This window comes from Marinirhabdus gelatinilytica, assembly GCF_003353425.1.
Taxonomy (GTDB): Bacteria; Bacteroidota; Bacteroidia; order Flavobacteriales; family Flavobacteriaceae; genus Marinirhabdus; species Marinirhabdus gelatinilytica.
The window spans coordinates 712,909-732,172 of the sequence record NZ_QRAO01000001.1 but is presented as its reverse complement, the minus strand read 5'-3'; the positions used below and the strand labels follow the sequence as shown (position 1 = coordinate 732,172).

Here is a 19,264-nt window from a genome sequence, read left to right as displayed (position 1 = left end):
AGTTAGTTTAGGTTGTTTGTTTGTCGAGAACAAAGCGCTAAACTAAATGTAAGGATAAAAAATTACTCTACAGTAACAGATTTTGCTAGGTTTCTAGGCTGGTCTACATTTTTGTCCAGCATAACCGCAATGTGGTAGGATAGTAGTTGTAATGGGATTGTGGTCACTAACGGACTCAAGCTCTCTGGAGTTTTTGGGACTTCCATGATATAATCTGCCAGTTCCTTTACCTGGGTATCACCTTCGGTTACCACTGCGATAATTTTTCCTTTTCGAGCTTTAATTTCCTCGATATTACTCACTACTTTTTCATAGTGATTGCTGTTTACCGCAATTACTACAACGGGCATCTGCTCATCGATAAGGGCAATGGGACCGTGTTTCATTTCGGCAGCTGGGTAACCTTCAGCGTGAATGTAAGAAATCTCTTTAAGTTTGAGAGCTCCTTCCAATGCAACCGGGAAATTATACCCTCTCCCAAGGTATAGAAAGTTGGCAGCATCTTTATATTTTGCTGCAATTTCTTTAATCTTTTCATCCCCGCTAAGGGCTTCTTCAACTTTGTTTGGAATGGTATCCAATTCCTGCAAGTGTTCCATATAATCCCGCTGGGATATAGTTCCTTTTGCTTTTGCCAAGCGCAACGCAATCATCATAAGTACCGTAATCTGCGTTGTAAATGCCTTGGTAGATGCTACCCCAATCTCTGGACCGGCGTGCGTATATGTCCCGGAATGTGTTTCTCTAGAAATCGTAGAACCTACTACGTTGCAAACACCATATACAAAGGCTCCTTTTTCCTTTGCCAATTTTATGGCTGCAAGTGTATCTGCCGTTTCACCACTTTGAGAAATGGCAATTACCACATCTTTTTCGGTTATGATCGGGTTTCGGTATCTAAATTCTGAAGCATATTCTACCTCAACAGGGATTCTTGCCAAGTCTTCAAAGATATATTCGGCCACCAATCCTGCGTGCCAAGAGGTACCGCAGGCAACGATTATGATACGGTTGGCGTTGGTGAATTTTTTAATATAATCCTCAAGTCCGCCTAATTTCACGATGCCTTTATCTGCCAACAAGCGGCCACGATAGGTATCTTTTATTACGGAAGGCTGCTCGTAGATTTCCTTCAGCATAAAATGGTCGTACCCTCCTTTTTCAATCTGTTCTATATTCAGTTGCAGCTCCTGCACGTAGGGATCTACTACATTATCACTTTTTATCTTGCGCACCTTAACATCCCTACCACGGCGCACTATGGCCATTTCTTCATCTTCAAGATATATAGCGTTGTTGGTAAACTCTATAAAGGGAGTGGCGTCACTAGCTACGAAAAACTCGTCATCGCCTATACCAATGGCGAGAGGGCTACCCAATTTGGCAACCACAATTTCGTCGGGTTTATTTTTATCAAAAAGTGCAATGGCATACGCTCCTACCACCTGGTTAAGTGCAATTTGTACTGCTTTTCCCAGTTTTACGTTTTCTTGCTTTTTTATTTCTTCTATTAGGTTTACCAGTACTTCGGTGTCGGTATCGCTCTTAAAGGTGTAGCCACGGTTAATGAGCTCCTTTTTAATAGAGGCGTAATTCTCAATAATACCGTTGTGTATTATTACCAAATCTCCACTATTGCTATAATGTGGGTGTGAGTTCACATCGTTGGGAACTCCGTGTGTGGCCCAACGGGTGTGGCCAATACCTAGGCTACCTTTGGTTTCAATTTCTTGGGAAACGCGTTTCTCGAGGTCTGAAACTTTTCCCTGTGTCTTGCTCAACTGAATCTGGGTACCATCAAAAAGTGCAATACCCGCACTATCGTATCCACGGTATTCTAAACGTTTTAGTCCATTGATAATGATAGGGTATGCCTCTCTTTTACCAATATAGCCTACGATTCCGCACATGAGTTCTGTATTTTAGTTAGGTTCTGTATAAAAAATCTGGAGCTTCAACCTTTTACCTTCGTTTGTGGTATTGTTCCCATAGAGTACGGTTCCACGATGCGAAAGTATTGAAGAAGCTGGCACATTGTCTATGCCTGGGGCTTGTGAGTTTTCAAGATCTTGGAAATCAAATTCAGTAACATTTTGCGAAACCACCACACCCAAGGGGACATTTGTGGAGTCCCTATTTATAAGATTGTTGATATGGTTGGTGATCCTGAGCTTATAAAATTCGCCATTGCCGTCACTTCCTCGTTCCAGTGGGGCCCAATGGTCCACGAGCGCTTCAAAAGGCTCATTGCTGGAGGTGGGATCTACAGAAAGATCTGCTAAAAAGGCATCGTTTCCAAGGTCGTAAATAATAATTCTATCAGGTTCTGCATCGCCACCCGTAACAATATCTTGGTTTACGTAAAAGATAAGGTTTGCTTCGTTGATGAGCCACTCTTGATCCCTCAGGAATTCCAACTGGTCTGCTACTCCGTTTCCATCTAGATCTTCGCCAAAGAGTTCGACTACGCTAATGATTCCATCGCCTCCACGCACGTATAGGTTTTCCTCACCTTCGTTTATATTGGGGTTTGCAATGGCACTGGCAACATCTGGGTTCAATTCGTTCTGGAATGTATTTACAGAAACTCCATTAAAGTTAAGTAAGGCTGTAGTTTCTATAGGGTCGTCGGTGTTTTCCTCACAGGTTTGATTTACTAGCGCCTTAAAGGTGTAGTACATGTTTATGCGTGCATCATCAGTTATGTCGTTGTCACCATCTGAGAGGTCGAACGAGAACAGGTTCCCATCTCCAGTTACGTTCTCAACCTTAAAATATAGCCCCCTGAAATACTCCCTAAAGTTGTTATTATTAATGAGCTCGGCACTACCCTCCATATCGAATATTTTTTCTTGGAAGAAATCTACAGGCAAATGTACTCGCAGTCCCGGTTCCAAAGAAGTTGTATCGTTAAGGACTATTGCTTCGCCACTTGGAACAAAATCTTCGATTGTAGCGATAAGTTCCCCCTGAAAATTATCGAAGGTTTGCCCTTGATTGGAATAGTACTTTTGTAGTTCTTCAAAATTCGCCTCTGGATCTAGATCTCTTAAAAAGAAACCAGACTCATAGATAGAAATGGAGATTGGTTCGTTTCCATACACCGAATCGAGGGTATAGCTTGTTACTCCATCGCTGTCTGTCTCTTCTTCGGTAAAATAAGGGATGTACAGGACCACACTGTCCAATTGGGTACAATCCCCAAAATCTGGATCGGTATTGGCAAGGGTTACTTGGCTGAGTAGATTAACGGTGGACTTGCCATACACCGGGTCCGTATAGGTTCCCAATTGGTAGGATGGCAAATCGCTTGTTTGTACCGGCAACAGTTTTCTGCTGTATGCGAGTACGTTTCCTTCGTCGTATAATTCGGTATCGAAATTTTGATCCACGATATCGGATCCTATGGTATTAAAGTCTTCTTCACAGGAAGCAAAAACCACGATTACTATCAATATTGCCATAAACTTTGGCAAGAGATTCTTTATCTTCATAATGCTCTTTAAGGAATACTGAGGATTATCCCAGTACTTTGTTTTGGTAAAAATCTAAATAAGCTTCTTCGATGGTTTCGTTATTCTGGTAAGGCAATACCGGCTTGTCCATGGCATCTAGGTGTTCTTTAAGTGCCTTCGGGATTTCTTCGGAATTTACAATAGCTGCGTCACTATTCTCCAAAGCTACCTTCATCACGTTAACATAGTCTGGTTTTTTCAGGGCTGCTATTTTTTCTTCTGCTACACCATCGAAACCAATTTTATCGGTCAGCTTCTCATTTAACGTCCCTTCGAAGCCTTGATTGTATACCGAGGTAACAATTTTACTGTTTTCGAACAAAGGCTCGTTACTATAATAGGTGCGAAGGTAAAGTGGCAAGAAAGATGCCAACCAGCCGTGTACGTGGATAATATCTGGCGACCAGTTTAGTTTTTTCACGGTCTCTATTACGCCTTTGGCGAAGAAAATGGCACGCTCATCGTTATCGGGGAACAGTTTTCCTTCTTCGTCTGCGTAGGTTGCCTTTCTTTTGAAATATTCTTCGTTATCTATAAAATAAACCTGCATGCGCTCTTTTGGGATAGAGGCCACTTTTATAATTAGGGGCATATCCATATCGTTTATCACGAGGTTCATCCCCGAAAGGCGAATTACTTCGTGCAATTGGTGCCTACGTTCGTTAATATTCCCGTAACGGGGCATAAAAATTCTAATCTGCCCGCCTTTGCTGTTCACCATTCTAGGTGCTTCAAACGACATGGAAGAAATCTCGGTCTCTGGGAGATAAGGAACAACTTCAGAAGACACATACAAGATTCTTTTATCTTTCATTTATATAGTATATTTAATTTCTCTTTGAGAAGATGAAAAGCCCAAAAATCTACATCTTCATCATAGTAATTTACTGGATAGGGCCGTTATCGATAGCAGCGATTTTAATGTTGCTATTAAAAACACGCAAAATTACGAAAATTTATGCAGTTAGAGGGCAATAACTTAATTTTGCAGGTGTTTAACTAAAAATTATGAAAGCCCTATTGAAAAGTTATGTAATTCTACACGGGCATTTTCCTTTTAACACCCTAACAATCCATTCATGAAGGTTTTCTACACTACCAAAGGACTGCAAGAAGCGTTGCATGTTACACCCATTGAAAACGCTATAGGGTTTGTCCCAACCATGGGCGCATTGCACCAAGGACATATTTCCCTGGTAGAAAAAGCCTTGGAAGAGAATAGCACTGTTGTGGTGAGTATTTTTGTAAACCCTACACAGTTTGATAACGAGGGCGATCTTGATAAATACCCCCGGACCTTGGAGGAAGACACAAAACTCTTGGCAAAGACCAGTGAGAATATCTTTATTTTTGCGCCCTCGGCTTCCGAAATTTATGGCCAAAAGATCACATCCAAAAAATATGACTTTGGCAAACTGGCAGAAGAAATGGAGGGAAAGCACCGCAAAGGACATTTTGATGGTGTGGCCACCGTACTCAACCACTTATTTAGGATCATAGAGCCAGACAAAGCTTACTTTGGCGAAAAAGATTTCCAGCAGTTACAGATAGTAAAAAAACTTGTTGTCCTGGAAAACATTCCAGTAACCATAGTTGGCTGCCCTATTTTACGGGAGGAGGATGGGCTGGCCATGAGCTCCCGCAACAAAAGGTTGACCGAAGAACAGCGCAGGAATGCAGTTTTTATTTCTGAAATCTTACGGAAAACCGCTGCAGATTTCAGCAATAAGACTGTTGGGGAACTTAACCAATTTGCCAAGAATGCCTTTGCCGAAAACGAACACCTCGAGCTTGAGTATTTTGAAATTGCCAATGTAAAAACCCTGAAAACCGCTAATAAAAAGAAAGAGGAGGTTACCTACCGTGCCTTTGTAGCTGCCTATGCCGGAGAGGTTAGGTTAATCGACAACATAGCACTCAACTAGGCCGCTGTTTTCAGGTTACATTTCAGTATTTAAAATAAAAATCAAGTTGTATCTTTGCCCCATGCAAATTCACGTAGTTAAATCCAAGATCCACAGAGTAAAGGTAACAGGTGCAGACCTAAACTATATTGGTAGCATCACTATAGACGAAGACCTTATGGACGCCGCCAATATCGTGGAGGGCGAGAAAATACAAATTGTAAACAATAATAACGGCGAAAGATTGGAAACCTATGCCATACCGGGACCCAGAAACAGTGGTGAGATTACCTTAAATGGTGCCGCAGCAAGAAAAGTGGCTCCTGGGGACATCTTGATTCTTATCACCTATGCCATGATGGATGTTGATGCTGCCAAGAAGTTTAAACCTGCCTTGGTTTTTCCAAACGAAGAAAACAACCTCTTAAGGTAAGGTGAACAAATCGCTCTCCAAATTTTTAAGTATCGCCCTGCCCCTAGCTCTGGGCGTGTTTTTGATCTGGTACATCTTCAATGAATTTACCCCAGAGCAGCTAACGCAGTTGAAACTCCACTTTAAGAGTGCCAACTATTGGTACGTTGCCATTTCGGTAGCACTTAGTGTATTGAGCCACCTCATAAGGGCGTACCGCTGGAATTTTCTACTACAACCGCTGGGATATCATCCTAGAATAGCCAATAACTTTATGGCCGTTTCGGTAGCCTATCTCATGAATATTTTTATTCCCAAGAGCGGCGAAGTTTCCAGGGCTGTAGTACTTGCTAAATATGAGGATGTTCCTTTTGACAAGGGCTTTGGCACCATTATTTCTGAACGTATTGTAGATCTTGTACTCTTGTTGCTATTTATAGCCTTAGCACTCTTTATGCAGTACGATGTTCTGTATGGATATCTTATAGAAGTTGTTCCCGTACAAAAGCTGGCACTAGTTTCGGTTATTGGATTGGTATTGCTCCTGGCTTTTGTTGCTTTCCTGAAATACGCAAAAAACAAGCTCAGCATTAAGATAAACAAACTTATAAACGGGCTAAAAGCAGGTATGTTGAGCATACTCACCATGAAGAAAAAGACCGCTTTCATTTTTTGGAGCCTGGTAATCTGGGGGCTTTATCTGGCTTCTTTCTATGTTGCAACACTCGCGCTGGAGGAGACTACCAGCATTTCCATAGGGGTGATCATCACCACATTTGTTGTGGGCAGTTTCACCTTTGGGTTTACCAACAGTGGTTTTGGAACCTACCCTGCTGCCATCATGGGCATTTTGCTATTGTTCGGGATTGACGAAACCGTGGGCACAGCACTTGGCTGGATAGTTTGGAGCAGCCACATGGCGTACATAATTATCTCTGGGGGAATTTCCTTTTTGGCGCTTCCGTTTTACAACAAGGAAAAAACCACTTCCTGAGGCCTTTACCTTTTAGCTGAAGTTTGAAAATGAAGGGCTGAAAAATTTTAGTATCTTTCGGTTCCTTAAAATTTCAGAAAAAATGAAACGCTTACTACTCATCGCAACTTGTCTTTTTATATCGCTTCCAGCCCTTGCACAATCCAAGATTTTATATGAAGAATTTCCCTCTTCAAAACTGGACGAAACCCGAAGGCTAAAAATACAGCTGCCCCGTGATTACGATGAAAATACCGAAAAGGTGTACCCCATAATCATTGTCCTGGATGCAAATTACCTCTTTGAACCCGTTGCCGGGAATGTGGACTACTTCAGTTACTGGGAAGATATGCCAGAGAGTATTGTAGTAGGAATTATGCAGGGCGACTCTAGATATGACGATGGGGCCTACGACGACGTAAACTTTATGCCCGAGGAAAAAGGTGCCGATTTTTTCGAATTTATCGGTCTGGAATTACTGCCTTATATAGACAGCACCTACCGTACGGCACAATTTACCATCGCCGTGGGGCACGATTTTACGGCAAACTTTATTAATTATTATCTCTTTAAGGAACCACCCCTCTTTAATGGATATATAAACCTGAGTCCAGACCTGGCACCCATGATGGCAGAGCGTATCCCGCAGCGCATCCCCAGCATAGAAAAAAAGACGTTTTACTATCTGGCCACGGGAACCGACGACATTCCAGACCTAAGACAAATCACTCTTGAGCTGGATACTGCCCTTAAACCTTTAAAGAATGATACCTTCGATTATTATTTCGATGATTTTGAAGGTGCCACCCACTATTCATTGGTAGCAAGGGCCATTCCTTCTGCATTGGAGAAAATGTTCTCGGTATACCGCCCCATAAGCAAGCAGGAGTTCACCGAAAAATTACTAAAAATGGACACCCCCATCAGTGACTATTTAACCGAAAAGTACAAGGTAATTGAGGATCTTTTTGGACTTACCAACCCAATTCGTGTTAATGACTATATAGCAACTGCCACTGCGGCCGAAAAGAAAAAACAATACGAATCGCTCCGCACGATCGCATCTATGGCACAAAAGCAATATCCAGATACGGTACTGGGCGATTATTACATGGGACTGGCATTGGAAGGCCTGGGTGAACCAAAAAAGGCCATGCGTACCTATCAAGGAGCTTTTGATAAGGAAGAGGTAGATTTTATCACCATAGACCTCATGCTGGAGAAAGCCGATAAGATTAAAGAAGACTTTGGCTACTAGGAAACTCCTCAATTTTCACAAAGATTTGGCAAAAAGAAATATTATAATTTTTAATTTCACCTATAGTAACCAACAAAAAAGTTAATTATGAGAGGTATTCTTTGGCTCATAGCCGTAATCTGTATCGTTGTTTGGATTCTAGGTTTTTTCGGGTTTGTTGAAGGACTTGGCACCAGCAACCTAATCCATATTTTACTGGTGCTGGCCGTAATTGCTATTTTATACAGTATTATTAGGGGAAGGTAAGTTGTAATCTAGAATTTGATTATACGTACCTTTACTTCCTAGTATGGCCAAAACAAAAACTACCTTTTTCTGCCAAAACTGTGGTGCCCAATTCGCTAAATGGCAAGGGCAATGCACGTCCTGTAAGGAATGGAACACCATTGCCGAGGAGGTAATCCAGAAGGCCGAAAAGACTTCATGGAAAACCAATGAAACTTCTGTGCATACTGAGCGTGGCAGAAGTGCAAGACCAACGCTTATTTCTGAAATTTCCTCAGAAAAAGAAACTCGCCTGAACACAAAAAATGAAGAGTTGAACCGTGTGCTAGGTGGTGGCCTCGTACCCGGTAGCTTAACCCTCTTGGGTGGCGAACCCGGGATTGGGAAAAGCACGTTGATGTTACAGGTTGCCTTACAATTACCTTATAAAACACTGTATGTTTCTGGCGAAGAAAGTGCGCAACAAATTAAGATGCGGGCAGCCCGCATCCATCCCGAAGCGAATACCTGCTACATTTTAACCGAGACCAAAACACAGAATATCTTCCGCAATATTGCCGAAATGCAACCTGATATCGTGGTGATAGATTCTATACAAACCCTGCATACCGACTATATTGAAAGCAGTGCCGGCAGCATCTCGCAGATACGGGAATGTACTACCGAGCTTATTAAATTTGCCAAGGAAACGGCCACCCCCGTAATATTGATAGGGCACATAACTAAAGATGGGAACATCGCAGGGCCCAAGATTTTGGAGCATATGGTGGACACCGTCCTGCAGTTTGAAGGTGACCGAAACCACATCTACCGAATTTTACGTGCCAACAAAAACCGTTTTGGAAGCACCAACGAGTTGGGAATTTACGAAATGCAAGGCAGCGGATTGAGAGAGGTGAGCAATCCTTCGGAAATATTGATCTCTAAAAATGAAGAAGAATTGAGTGGTACTGCCATTGCCTCAACACTGGAAGGCATGAGACCCTTGATGATTGAAATTCAGGCCTTAGTGTCTACCGCGGTGTATGGGACACCTCAACGCAGCGCAACAGGCTACAACGCCAAGCGGTTGAATATGATTTTGGCGGTCCTCGAAAAAAGAGCTGGTTTTAAACTGGGCGCCAAGGACGTATTTTTAAATGTTACAGGCGGCATCACAGTAGACGACCCCGCAATAGATCTGGCCGTGGTGGCTGCCGTGCTTTCTAGCAATATAGATATCGCCATAGACAAACGCATGTGCTTTGCTGCCGAAATTGGTTTAGCTGGTGAGGTAAGACCCGTTACCCGAGTAGACCAACGTATTCTAGAAGCTGAAAAACTAGGGTTTGAAAGTATTATCATTTCAAAATACTGTAAACTCCCGAAGGCCTCTTATGGCATTAACATCATTAAATTAGCAAAAGTGAACGATGTGGTACAGCATCTCTTTGGGTAATCTTTGGTACAATTCCTGCTAAGAACAGTCCATGAAAAAACCGAATCTTTTCTCATTTTTTATTCTGGTGTTACTGTTGGCAGGATGTGAACAAGTACAAAAAGTAACCGATGTGGTTGTACAACCTACTGCCCGTGAGGTATACGACAGAAATTTTGAAAAAGATGATTCGCTCTTACTGAAATGGAAAAAAGCCTTTGGCAGAGCACTACAGGACAGCATCATAGTAACACTCCCCTATGCTGAGAGTGGTATATACTCTGCTGAAAATTTTAATGTATATAGCTACGATGTACAACTACAGGAAGGCGAAAAACTGATAGTCTCCGTAGAAAAACAACCCGATTCTGCGCAGGTGTTCATTGAAGTATTCCAAAAACCTGAGGACACCACAAAAACTCTGAAACTACTCAAAGCTTCCGAAAGAGATAGTAGCCAGCTTACACACACAGTAAAAAAATATGGCGTCTATAAAATTACCGTACAACCTGAGATGGGATTGGCATTTCCATTTCAGCTTAAAATGTATACCCAACCCACCTATACATTCCCGGTAAGTGGAGCGGGGAATAAAAATATACAAAGTTTTTGGGGAGCTCCCCGTGGTGGTGGCAAACGTTCCCACGAGGGAGTCGATATTTTTGCTCCCAAAGGCACACCACTCATAGCCATTACGGACGGACGTATTTCTTCAACAGGAAATCGTGGTTTGGGCGGTAAACAAGTGTGGCTGCGGGATGGATTGTTCGGCAAAACCATTTATTACGCACATCTGGATAGCATAGCGGTAAAAACTGGCCAACGCGTACAATTGGGAGACACCTTGGGTTTTGTAGGTAACACCGGGAATGCAAAAACTACAGAACCACACTTACATTTTGGAATATACAAAGGCAGTACAGGCCCTGTTAATCCGTACCCATTTATTAAACAAACCGAAATTCCGGAAATTTCACCTATAAACAAGGCAACTTCAGGCAGTGTAAAAAGAAATAAAACCACTATTCACCAAGGCCCATCTTCGGCACTGGATGAAATTGGACAAACCAACAAGAACGATACTATTTCAATCATGGGAAAGTACGGAAGGTGGTTTCATATTGTTACAAAGGATTCCCTAAAAGGTTTTGTAAGAGACAATCAAATAGACCCCTTTCTTTCAAATTAACAAATTTTTGGGGGTATTACATTTCAGTGGCTAGTATCTTTATTTTAGCTAAAACGAAGAACTTACACCTCCCTGCCTACCCCAAGGGGGATTTAAGGTTTAATTTCAAATTAAATTTCTACTATGTCCATGTTTTCCAGAATCAAAGAAACCTTTAAAGTATTAAAAGAAGTAGACATTAAAGCCATTGCCAAGATATCACAGAAGATAGATCTAGGTGAAGTAATGAAAACCGTGGGCGAGCTTGACGATCGACAAATGGCAGGCTTGATGCGTATGCTGAAAACCAAAGCCCGCAAGGGACAGCACAAGCTCCCTCCCATTGATGGTGATTTTTACGATTTGAGTCTAAAATTGACCCCGCACCAGCGTGAAATTCAGCTGAAAGTGCGTCAATTCATGGAAAAGGAAATTAAACCCATTGCCAACGACTTTTGGAACCGTGCCGAATTTCCACACCACATTATCCCAAAGATGGCAGAGCTTAATATATGCGGTATGGCCTACCAAGGGTATGGCTGTCCGGGTGAAACTTTTTTAATGGAAGGTATCATGGCGATGGAACTGGCACGGATAGATGTTTCCATATCTACCTTTTTTGGAGTGCACAGCGGACTGGCAATGGGTTCCATCTACCTATGCGGAAGCGAGGAACAAAAACAGGAATGGCTCCCCAAGATGCAACGTATGGAAGCTATTGGTGCCTTTGGGCTCACCGAACCTAATGTAGGGTCTGCTGTTGCCGGCGGAATGGAGACCACTTGTTACAAGGAAGGCGACGAGTGGATACTCAACGGCCAAAAGAAATGGATTGGCAATGCTACTTTTAGCGATGTCACCATCATCTGGGCCCGTGAGAAAGAAACCCACGCCGTGAAAGGTTTTTTGGTACGCAAAGGAAACCCTGGCTACAAAGCTGAAAAAATGAGAGATAAGATGGCGCTGCGCACCGTACAAAATGCGTTAATCACCTTAACCGATTGCCGTGTTCCCGAAAGTGACCGTTTACAGAAATGTGACCACTTTAAAGACACCGCCAAAGTATTGAAAATGACCCGTGCCGCTGTAGCGTGGCAAGCTGTGGGTTGTGCCCGAGGCGCCTACGAGAGCGCTTTGAAATACACAAAAAAGCGAGAACAGTTCGGAAGGCCCATTGCAAGGTTTCAATTAATCCAGAATCATTTGGTGGAGATGGTGGCCAACCTTACCGCAATGCAAACCTTGTGCTTCCGCTTGAGCGAAATGCAGGACCAAGATATTATGACCGATGAGCACGCCTCCCTTGCCAAGGTGTTTTGCAGTATGCGCACCCGTGACGTGGTAAGCCGTGCCAGAGAAGTAATGGGTGGTAACGGAATTTTGCTTGAACACGACGTAGCCCGTTTTGTAGCCGATGCCGAAGCAATTTATAGTTATGAAGGCACCAAGGAAATTAACTCTTTAATTGTGGGAAGAGCGATTACGGGGTATAGTGCTTTTGTTTCTTAAAATAGTGGGTAGTTGGCAGCGTGTAGACGGTAGAACTGTTTTAGGAACTATTTATGCTTATGCAAAATACTAGTGAGTCGCTAGCACTAGCAATGGTATCAACATTTTTAAAAGCGACCCAAAACAAAAACGACCCCCAAACCTGAGAGCCGTTATACTGTTTATTGCATATTGCAACTGAAAATTGCTTATTAAAGCTACTTCAACTTCTTCTTCACGGCTACTTCTTGGAAGCCTTCAATGATATCGTCTACTTGTATGTCGTTGTAGTTCTTCAACTGGATACCACAATCGTAGCCTTTGGAAACTTCTTTTACATCGTCCTTGAAGCGTTTAAGCGATTCCAGTTCACCTGTATGGATCACAACACCTTCACGTATCAATCTAATACTGTTGTTGCGCAATATCTTTCCGTTGGTAACCATACAACCTGCAATGGTCCCTACTTTAGAAATTTTGAATGTTTCACGTATCTCTGCAGTACCGGTAATCTCTTCTTTCATCTCTGGAGAAAGCATTCCTTCCATCGCATCCTTCAAGTCGTTGATGGCTGCATAGATAATAGAATAGGTGCGGATATCTATTTCTTCCTTATCGGCTATCTGGCGTGCATTCCCCATTGGGCGCACGTTAAACCCAATGATAATCGCATCGGAAGCCGAGGCTAACAATACATCACTTTCGGTAATGGGCCCAACAGCCTTGTGGATGATATTTACTTGTATCTCGTCCGTAGATAATTTCTGGAACGAGTCTGTCAAGGCTTCTACCGAACCGTCCACATCTCCTTTCAGGATAATGTTCAACTCCTTAAAGTCTCCCAGTGCGATACGGCGTCCTATTTCGTCCAGTGTGATATGGCGCTGTGTACGTACAGATTGCTCACGTTGCAGCTGTGTACGCTTGTTGGCGATATCCTTAGCTTCACGTTCATCTTCAAACACGTTGAATTTATCTCCCGCCTGTGGCGCTCCGTCCAATCCTAAGATGGAAACAGGTGTTGAAGGTCCTGCAGACTTGATATTTTTACCACGTTCATCTTGCATCGCCTTCACCTTACCACTGTGTTGTCCGGCCAATACATAGTCCCCAATCTTTAGGGTTCCGCCCTGTACCAAAATGGTAGACACATAACCACGGCCTTTATCCAAGAAGGCTTCGACCACAGTTCCGTTTGCCAGTTTGTCTGGGTTTGCTTTCAATTCTAGCAATTCGGCCTCTAATAAAACTTTTTCGAGCAATTCTTTTACTCCGGTTCCTTTTTTGGCTGAAATATCATGCGACTGTATCTTTCCGCCCCAATCTTCTACCAAAAGGTTCATTTGTGCCAACCCTTCCTTAATTTTATCTGGGTTTGCCGTGGGCTTGTCTATTTTATTGATGGCAAAAACAATAGGTACCCCAGCCGCTTGTGCGTGACTGATAGCTTCCTTTGTTTGTGGCATAATGTCGTCGTCTGCTGCAATTACAATTATGGCAAGATCGGTTACTTGGGCACCCCTTGCACGCATCGCGGTAAAGGCCTCGTGACCCGGTGTATCCAGAAAGGCAATTTTTTGTCCGTTTTCCAACTGTACTCCGTAGGCGCCGATATGCTGTGTAATTCCACCACTCTCACCTGCGATTACGTTTTCTTCACGAATGTAATCCAATAGGGATGTTTTTCCGTGGTCTACGTGACCCATTACGGTTACGATAGGCGCTCGCGGTTCCAGATCTTCCGGAGCATCTTCTTCCTCTGTAAAAGACTCCTCAATATCTGCAGTAATAAATTCTACTTCGTATCCGAACTCGTCTGCTACGATGGTTAATGTTTCGGCATCGAGACGTTGGTTCATGGTTACCATCATTCCTAGTGACATACAGGCTGAGATTACTTTGGTAACGGGAACGTCCATCATGGTAGCAACTTCGCTTACGGTAACAAATTCGGTTACCTTAAGTAGTTTGCTGTCCAATTCTTGTTGTGCAAGATCCTCTTCGGTTTTTTGGCGGTGGCTATCTCGTTTTTCACGGCGGTATTTGGCTCCTTTTCCTTTTGAGGATTTCCCTTGGAGTTTCTCTAGGGTCTCGCGTACTTGTTTTTGGATTTCTTCCTCGGTAGGTTCTTCTTTTGGAACGTTAGATCTTCCTCTACCTCTTCCGCGGTTGTTACTTTGGCCTCCTCCAGTACCTGGGCCTTTGCTTATACGTCTTCTACGACCCCGTTTTTCCTTGTTGGCGTCGGTCTTTTCTTTTTTCTTCTTTTCAGGTTTTTTGAACTGTGTAAGGTCTATCTTCTTTCCTGTAAAATTAGGACCGTCCAGTTTTTTGTAGGTAGTTTTTACTACATCGCTACCTGGTTTTGCTTCTTCCTCTTGAGGAGTTTCCGTTGGGGTCTCCTCGGTTTTAGTCTCTTCTTTGGTAGAAGGCTTCTCTTCTTTTGCAGTTTCGGGTTTCTTGGTAGTTGGCTTTTCCTTTTTGGCCTTAGGAGCTTCTTCCTTAGCTTCGGCTTTTTCAGTTTTTGGCTCCTCTTTAGGAGTTTCAACTTCCTCGGCCCTCTCTTCTTCTTTTGCAGCCTTTTTCTTGGCTTCAAGGTCAATTTTCCCTACTTTCTTCAGGCCACCAAGGGTAGCTTCGGCTTTAACAATTTTGGCTTCGGCTTTTTCTTCCTTCTCCTCCAGCTCACGTTCACGCTCAAGACGGAGTTCTTCCTTCTCTTTACGTTTTTCTTCCCCAACTTCTTTTGAGGCTACTTTCTTGCTCTTATCTGTCTGGAATTCTTCAAACAGCGCTTCATACTCTGCACCGGATATTTTGGTAGTAGGGCGTGCCTCCACCTCGTATCCTTTGGAACTTAAAAATTCCACGGCACGATCTAGCGAGATGTTAAATTCCCGCAGTACTTTGCTAAGCCTCATTTTTTTTGTTTCAGCCATAAAAATGCTTCCTTATTTTCTAACGTATTGTAAAAGTAGTTAAAATGTGTGCTACGTTAAAACTACTCTTCAAATTCTTCTTTTAATATACTTACCACTTCTTTAATGGTTACTTCTTCCAGATCGGTTCTTTTTACCAAATCTGCAATGTCCTGTTCGAGAACACTCTTGGCTGTGTCCAGACCAATTTTCTTGAATTCGTCTATGATCCAGCCGTCTATTTCGTCACTAAATTCTTTCAGCTCTACATCTTCTTCGGCTCCTTCTCTCAATACGTCTATTTCGTATCCTGTGAGTTGTCCTGCAAGACGGATGTTGTGCCCACCACGGCCTATTGCCTTGGAAACTTCTTCTGGTTTCAATATTACCTCTGCGCGCATGGTTTCCTCATCCAATTTGATAGAGGTTACACGAGCGGGGCTCAATGCACGGGTGATGAACAGGTTTATGTTGTTGGTGTAGTTTATTACATCTATATTCTCGTTGCCCAATTCACGAACAATACCGTGAATACGGCTACCCTTCATCCCTACACAGGCTCCTACCGGGTCTATACGGTCATCGTAACTATCTACGGCTACTTTTGCTTTTTCGCCTGGGATACGTACTACTTTTTTAACGGTGATCAAACCATCGAAAACTTCTGGGATTTCCTGCTCGAAGAGTTTTTCCAAGAACAACGGGTTAGCGCGCGACATTATGATGGCGGGCTTGTTCCCCTTAAGCTCAACACTCTCAATGATTCCACGAACGTTGTCTCCTTTTCTGAAAAAGTCCGAAGGGATCTGCTTGTCCTTTGGTAGGATAATCTCGTTACCCTCGTCATCCAACAAGATTACCGCACGGTGACGAATGTGGTGTACTTCAGCAGTATAAATCTCGCCTTCAAGATCTTTGAACTGCTTGTAGATTATAGTATTATCGTGTTCGTGTATCTTAGAGATAAGGTTTTGGCGCAATGCCAAGATGGAGCGGCGCCCAAGGTCCATTAATTTCACTTCTTCCGAAACGTCCTCACCTACCTCAAAGTCATCCTCGATCTTGCGGGCTTCGCTAAGGGAAATTTCCTCATTGGGGTCTTCTACCTCACCATCGGCCACTACTACACGGTTTCTCCAAATCTCCAAATCTCCTTTGTCCGGGTTTACGATGATATCGAAGTTATCATCACTTCCAAATTTCTTTTTTAAAGCATTTCTGAAAACCTCTTCCAGGATCGCCATGAGCGTTACCCTGTCTATTTGTTTGTCGTCCTTAAATTCAGAAAACGATTCGATTAATGCTATATTTTCCATGGCATCTTTTAATTAAATTTTATCATCACTTTTGCTTCAACAATATCGTTGTAGGACACGGTGGCCTCTTTCTGTACGGTCACCTTGCCTTTTCCTACAGGTTTGGGTTCGCGGGCCTTCCAGTGCAGGGTCACTGCATCCTCGGTAGCTTCGGTAAGCTCTCCTTCAATGGTTTCACCTTCTGTCTTTACCTGAAGTTTTCTTCCTATGTTTTTCTTGTACTGGCGCACCATTTTTAAGGGTTCCGAAACCCCAGCGCTCAACACTTCCAACGAAAAATCCTGTTCTTCTCTATCCAGATTGTGCTCTATGGCACGGCTCACATCCATACAGTCCTGTACCGAAACGCCATTATCCCCATCCAAGATCACTCGAATCTGGTTTGCTTCTGAAATAGAAAGATCTATCAGGAACAGTTCGGGTTTTTGCGACAAGGCTTCGTCCAGTAATTTCTCTACTTTTTTTTGCATTGAATTTTGGCTATAAAAAGAGGGGACTCTGTGTCCCCTCTGTTGGTTGCGTATCAAATTCGGTGCAAATATACGACAATTTTTCAGAACAAAAAAAGGATTGCTACACCGATTAATTTTTGTAACTTTCTTAATAGTAACCGCTAAAAACAATCGCTCATGAAACGTATACTTGTCCCAACCGATTTTTCGCCACAAGCAGATAATGCACTTAAAGTGGCCGCTATGCTTGCTGAAAAAAACGATGCCGAGATCTACTTGGAACACTCCTTGGACCTGCCGGGCACCCTTGCTATTTCTGGTCCTTCCAGCGCCAAACCGCAATCTATATACTTTATAAAACTGGCGGAACAAAAATTTGAAGAGGTACTTAAAAGAGATTATCTCTTTGATGTGGAAGTGCATACCGCTATTGGCCACGGTGAGATCTATGACGACGTACAACTCACGGTAAAAGACAAGGATATAGATTTAATCGTAATGGGATCCCACGGTACAAGTGGTTTTAAAGAACTTTTTATAGGTAGTAATGCCGAAAAGGTTGTGAGAACATCTGAAATCCCAGTACTTGTTGTTAAAAACGAACACACCACCTTCGACATAAAAGATTTTGTATTTGCGACCGACTTTACCGAAGAATGTCGCAAACCTTTTGACCAAGCACAAAAGTTTGCAAAGGCAGTGGGTGCGAAATTGCACTTGTTGTACGTAAATACCCCGAACGATTTTAAGACCACTACCGATATAAACAAAACAATAGATAGCTTTGTAAGGGGAATGGGAGCAGAAAATTACACCAAGAACATTTATTGCGAAACCAGTGTAGAGAAGGGTATTCTTAGCTTTGCCAAAGAAATTAACGCACAGCTTATAGGTATGAGCACCCACGGACGCCAAGGACTCTCACACTTTTTCAATGGCAGTATAAGTGAAGATTTGGTAAACCACGCAAATATGCCTGTGATAACGTTTAAAATTTAATTATAATATGACCGTTATAAGAGGCAACAAACCCAAGTTTTCCATGCAAGTTGCCACAATTGTAAGTGTCTGGCTCCTTATTGCCTGCGGCACCCCGTCCCAAAAAAAATCTAAAACTGTTATTGGTCCTCCCGTTGAGGACTCCAACACCCCAGTGGTGAATATCCCAAAAGACGATTTGCCAGTAATTGAACCCAAATTACCAAAGGGTGCCGTAACCGCAAATTTTCTAACGGACCGCAAACCGTTTTATGCAGTGGTGGACAAAAAAACCTCCCGCAACGGCAGGACCACTATTATTTTTGAGAACAGCGCTGCACCCAACATATCCATACCGGAAACGTATGGAGCCACTTTGGAGACGCTTCGATTTGATGAATTTGATCGCGACCTACTTCTCGTAAAGACAAAGCTGAAGGACCCCGTATTCACAAAATACTTTTTGTACGTGCTACGCAATGGGCAATGGAAACCCGTAGTCAATGGGTTTTCAATTCACCGTGACAACAGTCCAGAAAGTTTAAAACCCATTGTGGTAGATCCCTCCAATCCTAACAATATGAAACGATACTATTCGGTTTTCGACCTGGATGAGACCAGTACCAAAGGATATACCTGGCGGTTGTTAACGGAAAGTGTGCCTATTCAAAATTGGTAGTTTTCTTTGGATACAACATATAATAATTACTCAAAAAAGACTTTAAGACATGTTCTCCATTAGCCCCTAGATTTTTTATGGACAACCCTAAATCCTCTCTCATTTCGTAAATCACTTGAGAGTATTTCAAATAAAGAGCGCTGCTTTCTCTATCTATTTCTTCGATGGTCTCTCCATTTAACAACCTTTGTTGCAATGTAAACGTAAATTGCTGCAAATCGCCTATTGCATTAATTACATCTGGAGAAGCATACAGTAGATAGTCCTTGTAAAAATTAAACATTCTATCGTTAATTTTTTCCAACTGCTCTTCGGTAATTGTCTCTTGGGAGCGCAGCCTGTCTATCATAATGTCCGAAAAGGTTGAATAAATTTTCCTACGCTCTTCCGTAGCTTTATTTTTAAGCTGTTTTCGATTTTCAAAAATCATATTTCCAAAAAAACCAATTGCACCTGCGGCAAGAGGTACAAATATCTGAAACCATTGAAACTCCATAATCCTATACTTTTAGTTAGTTAGTAAAACATCAAAAACAAACAAATCTGTGATCGATACAACTA

At 42.6% G+C, this 19,264-nt stretch carries 17 protein-coding genes; 10 read left to right on the top strand and 7 right to left on the bottom strand.

The window, feature by feature from the left end; translation table 11 throughout:
• Positions 1-62: 62 nt before the first annotated feature.
• Genes glmS through C8D94_RS03205 form a run of 3 tightly spaced genes read right to left on the bottom strand, consistent with a single transcriptional unit; the run spans position 63 to position 4,329 of the window.
• Positions 63-1,910, bottom strand: coding sequence for a glutamine--fructose-6-phosphate transaminase (isomerizing) (gene glmS, locus C8D94_RS03215; RefSeq protein ID WP_115122445.1), 1,848 nt, complete (start codon positions 1,908-1,910; stop codon positions 63-65).
• Positions 1,911-1,922: 12 nt separating this feature from the next.
• Positions 1,923-3,494, bottom strand: a complete 1,572-nt coding sequence (locus tag C8D94_RS03210; protein WP_115122444.1) for a DUF4270 domain-containing protein — start codon at positions 3,492-3,494, stop codon at positions 1,923-1,925.
• 25 nt (positions 3,495-3,519) lie between these two features.
• Positions 3,520-4,329 carry a glycogen/starch synthase gene (locus C8D94_RS03205; protein WP_115122443.1) on the bottom strand — a complete coding sequence of 270 codons (810 nt, stop codon included), beginning with the start codon at positions 4,327-4,329 and terminating at the stop codon, positions 3,520-3,522.
• Positions 4,330-4,594: 265 nt separating this feature from the next.
• Between C8D94_RS03205 and panC the strand changes: the two genes are divergently transcribed.
• From panC to C8D94_RS03165, 8 genes are all read left to right on the top strand, one after another.
• Complete coding sequence (gene panC / locus C8D94_RS03200) at positions 4,595-5,440, top strand: pantoate--beta-alanine ligase (RefSeq protein WP_115122442.1); 846 nt, start codon at positions 4,595-4,597, stop codon at positions 5,438-5,440.
• Between the two features lie 61 nt (positions 5,441-5,501).
• The gene (gene panD, locus C8D94_RS03195) at positions 5,502-5,852 is read left to right on the top strand and encodes an aspartate 1-decarboxylase (protein WP_115122441.1); all 351 of its coding nucleotides are present in this window, start codon (positions 5,502-5,504) and stop codon (positions 5,850-5,852) included.
• 1 nt (position 5,853) lies between these two features.
• Complete coding sequence (locus C8D94_RS03190) at positions 5,854-6,825, top strand: lysylphosphatidylglycerol synthase transmembrane domain-containing protein (RefSeq protein WP_115122440.1); 972 nt, start codon at positions 5,854-5,856, stop codon at positions 6,823-6,825.
• Positions 6,826-6,907: 82 nt separating this feature from the next.
• Positions 6,908-8,062, top strand: a complete 1,155-nt coding sequence (locus tag C8D94_RS03185; protein ID WP_115122439.1) for an alpha/beta hydrolase — start codon at positions 6,908-6,910, stop codon at positions 8,060-8,062.
• An 87-nt stretch (positions 8,063-8,149) separates the two neighbouring features.
• Complete coding sequence (locus C8D94_RS03180) at positions 8,150-8,308, top strand: lmo0937 family membrane protein (protein ID WP_115122438.1); 159 nt, start codon at positions 8,150-8,152, stop codon at positions 8,306-8,308.
• A gap of 43 nt (positions 8,309-8,351) precedes the next feature.
• Positions 8,352-9,725 (top strand): DNA repair protein RadA, encoded by a 1,374-nt coding sequence (gene radA / locus C8D94_RS03175; protein ID WP_115122437.1) that lies wholly within the window; start codon positions 8,352-8,354, stop codon positions 9,723-9,725.
• Positions 9,726-9,756: 31 nt separating this feature from the next.
• Positions 9,757-10,893, top strand: coding sequence for a M23 family metallopeptidase (locus C8D94_RS03170; protein ID WP_115122436.1), 1,137 nt, complete (start codon positions 9,757-9,759; stop codon positions 10,891-10,893).
• Between the two features lie 123 nt (positions 10,894-11,016).
• The gene (locus C8D94_RS03165) at positions 11,017-12,381 is read left to right on the top strand and encodes an acyl-CoA dehydrogenase family protein (RefSeq protein ID WP_115122435.1); all 1,365 of its coding nucleotides are present in this window, start codon (positions 11,017-11,019) and stop codon (positions 12,379-12,381) included.
• 197 nt (positions 12,382-12,578) lie between these two features.
• On the opposite strand, the gene infB is transcribed toward C8D94_RS03165, so the two are convergent.
• The 3 genes from infB to rimP all read right to left on the bottom strand — a co-directional run bounded on the left by infB (position 12,579) and on the right by rimP (position 17,064).
• Positions 12,579-15,299 (bottom strand): translation initiation factor IF-2, encoded by a 2,721-nt coding sequence (infB, locus tag C8D94_RS03160; protein ID WP_115122434.1) that lies wholly within the window; start codon positions 15,297-15,299, stop codon positions 12,579-12,581.
• Positions 15,300-15,361: 62 nt separating this feature from the next.
• A complete protein-coding gene (gene nusA, locus C8D94_RS03155) occupies positions 15,362-16,594 on the bottom strand; it encodes a transcription termination factor NusA (protein WP_115122433.1) in 1,233 nt (410 codons plus the stop codon).
• Positions 16,595-16,602: 8 nt separating this feature from the next.
• Positions 16,603-17,064, bottom strand: a complete 462-nt coding sequence (gene rimP / locus C8D94_RS03150) for a ribosome assembly cofactor RimP (RefSeq protein WP_115122432.1) — start codon at positions 17,062-17,064, stop codon at positions 16,603-16,605.
• 159 nt (positions 17,065-17,223) lie between these two features.
• Here rimP and C8D94_RS03145 point away from each other — a divergent pair, with 159 nt between their 5' ends.
• Both C8D94_RS03145 and C8D94_RS03140 read left to right on the top strand, forming a co-directional pair.
• A complete protein-coding gene (locus C8D94_RS03145) occupies positions 17,224-18,045 on the top strand; it encodes a universal stress protein (RefSeq protein WP_115122431.1) in 822 nt (273 codons plus the stop codon).
• Between the two features lie 7 nt (positions 18,046-18,052).
• Positions 18,053-18,703, top strand: a complete 651-nt coding sequence (locus C8D94_RS03140; protein ID WP_115122430.1) for a hypothetical protein — start codon at positions 18,053-18,055, stop codon at positions 18,701-18,703.
• Here the strand turns inward: C8D94_RS03140 and C8D94_RS03135 are convergent.
• Positions 18,687-19,199, bottom strand: coding sequence for a hypothetical protein (locus C8D94_RS03135; RefSeq protein ID WP_115122429.1), 513 nt, complete (start codon positions 19,197-19,199; stop codon positions 18,687-18,689). The genes C8D94_RS03140 and C8D94_RS03135 overlap by 17 nt on opposite strands.
• Positions 19,200-19,264: the final 65 nt, after the last annotated feature.

What these genes read in the sequence shown, in the direction of transcription:
- glmS (WP_115122445.1), bottom strand. Translation starts at nt 1,910, where the DNA reads ATGTGCGGAATCGTAGGCTATATTGGTAAAAGAGAGGCATACCCTATC.
- C8D94_RS03145 (WP_115122431.1), top strand. Translation starts at nt 17,224, where the DNA reads ATGAAACGTATACTTGTCCCAACCGATTTTTCGCCACAAGCAGATAAT.
- C8D94_RS03205 (WP_115122443.1), bottom strand. Translation starts at nt 4,329, where the DNA reads ATGAAAGATAAAAGAATCTTGTATGTGTCTTCTGAAGTTGTTCCTTAT.
- C8D94_RS03170 (WP_115122436.1), top strand. Translation starts at nt 9,757, where the DNA reads ATGAAAAAACCGAATCTTTTCTCATTTTTTATTCTGGTGTTACTGTTG.
- C8D94_RS03185 (WP_115122439.1), top strand. Translation starts at nt 6,908, where the DNA reads ATGAAACGCTTACTACTCATCGCAACTTGTCTTTTTATATCGCTTCCA.
- C8D94_RS03135 (WP_115122429.1), bottom strand. Translation starts at nt 19,199, where the DNA reads ATGGAGTTTCAATGGTTTCAGATATTTGTACCTCTTGCCGCAGGTGCA.
- panC (WP_115122442.1), top strand. Translation starts at nt 4,595, where the DNA reads ATGAAGGTTTTCTACACTACCAAAGGACTGCAAGAAGCGTTGCATGTT.
- C8D94_RS03210 (WP_115122444.1), bottom strand. Translation starts at nt 3,494, where the DNA reads ATGAAGATAAAGAATCTCTTGCCAAAGTTTATGGCAATATTGATAGTA.
- panD (WP_115122441.1), top strand. Translation starts at nt 5,502, where the DNA reads ATGCAAATTCACGTAGTTAAATCCAAGATCCACAGAGTAAAGGTAACA.
- C8D94_RS03140 (WP_115122430.1), top strand. Translation starts at nt 18,053, where the DNA reads ATGACCGTTATAAGAGGCAACAAACCCAAGTTTTCCATGCAAGTTGCC.
- C8D94_RS03165 (WP_115122435.1), top strand. Translation starts at nt 11,017, where the DNA reads ATGTCCATGTTTTCCAGAATCAAAGAAACCTTTAAAGTATTAAAAGAA.
- rimP (WP_115122432.1), bottom strand. Translation starts at nt 17,064, where the DNA reads ATGCAAAAAAAAGTAGAGAAATTACTGGACGAAGCCTTGTCGCAAAAA.
- radA (WP_115122437.1), top strand. Translation starts at nt 8,352, where the DNA reads ATGGCCAAAACAAAAACTACCTTTTTCTGCCAAAACTGTGGTGCCCAA.
- infB (WP_115122434.1), bottom strand. Translation starts at nt 15,299, where the DNA reads ATGGCTGAAACAAAAAAAATGAGGCTTAGCAAAGTACTGCGGGAATTT.
- C8D94_RS03180 (WP_115122438.1), top strand. Translation starts at nt 8,150, where the DNA reads ATGAGAGGTATTCTTTGGCTCATAGCCGTAATCTGTATCGTTGTTTGG.
- nusA (WP_115122433.1), bottom strand. Translation starts at nt 16,594, where the DNA reads ATGGAAAATATAGCATTAATCGAATCGTTTTCTGAATTTAAGGACGAC.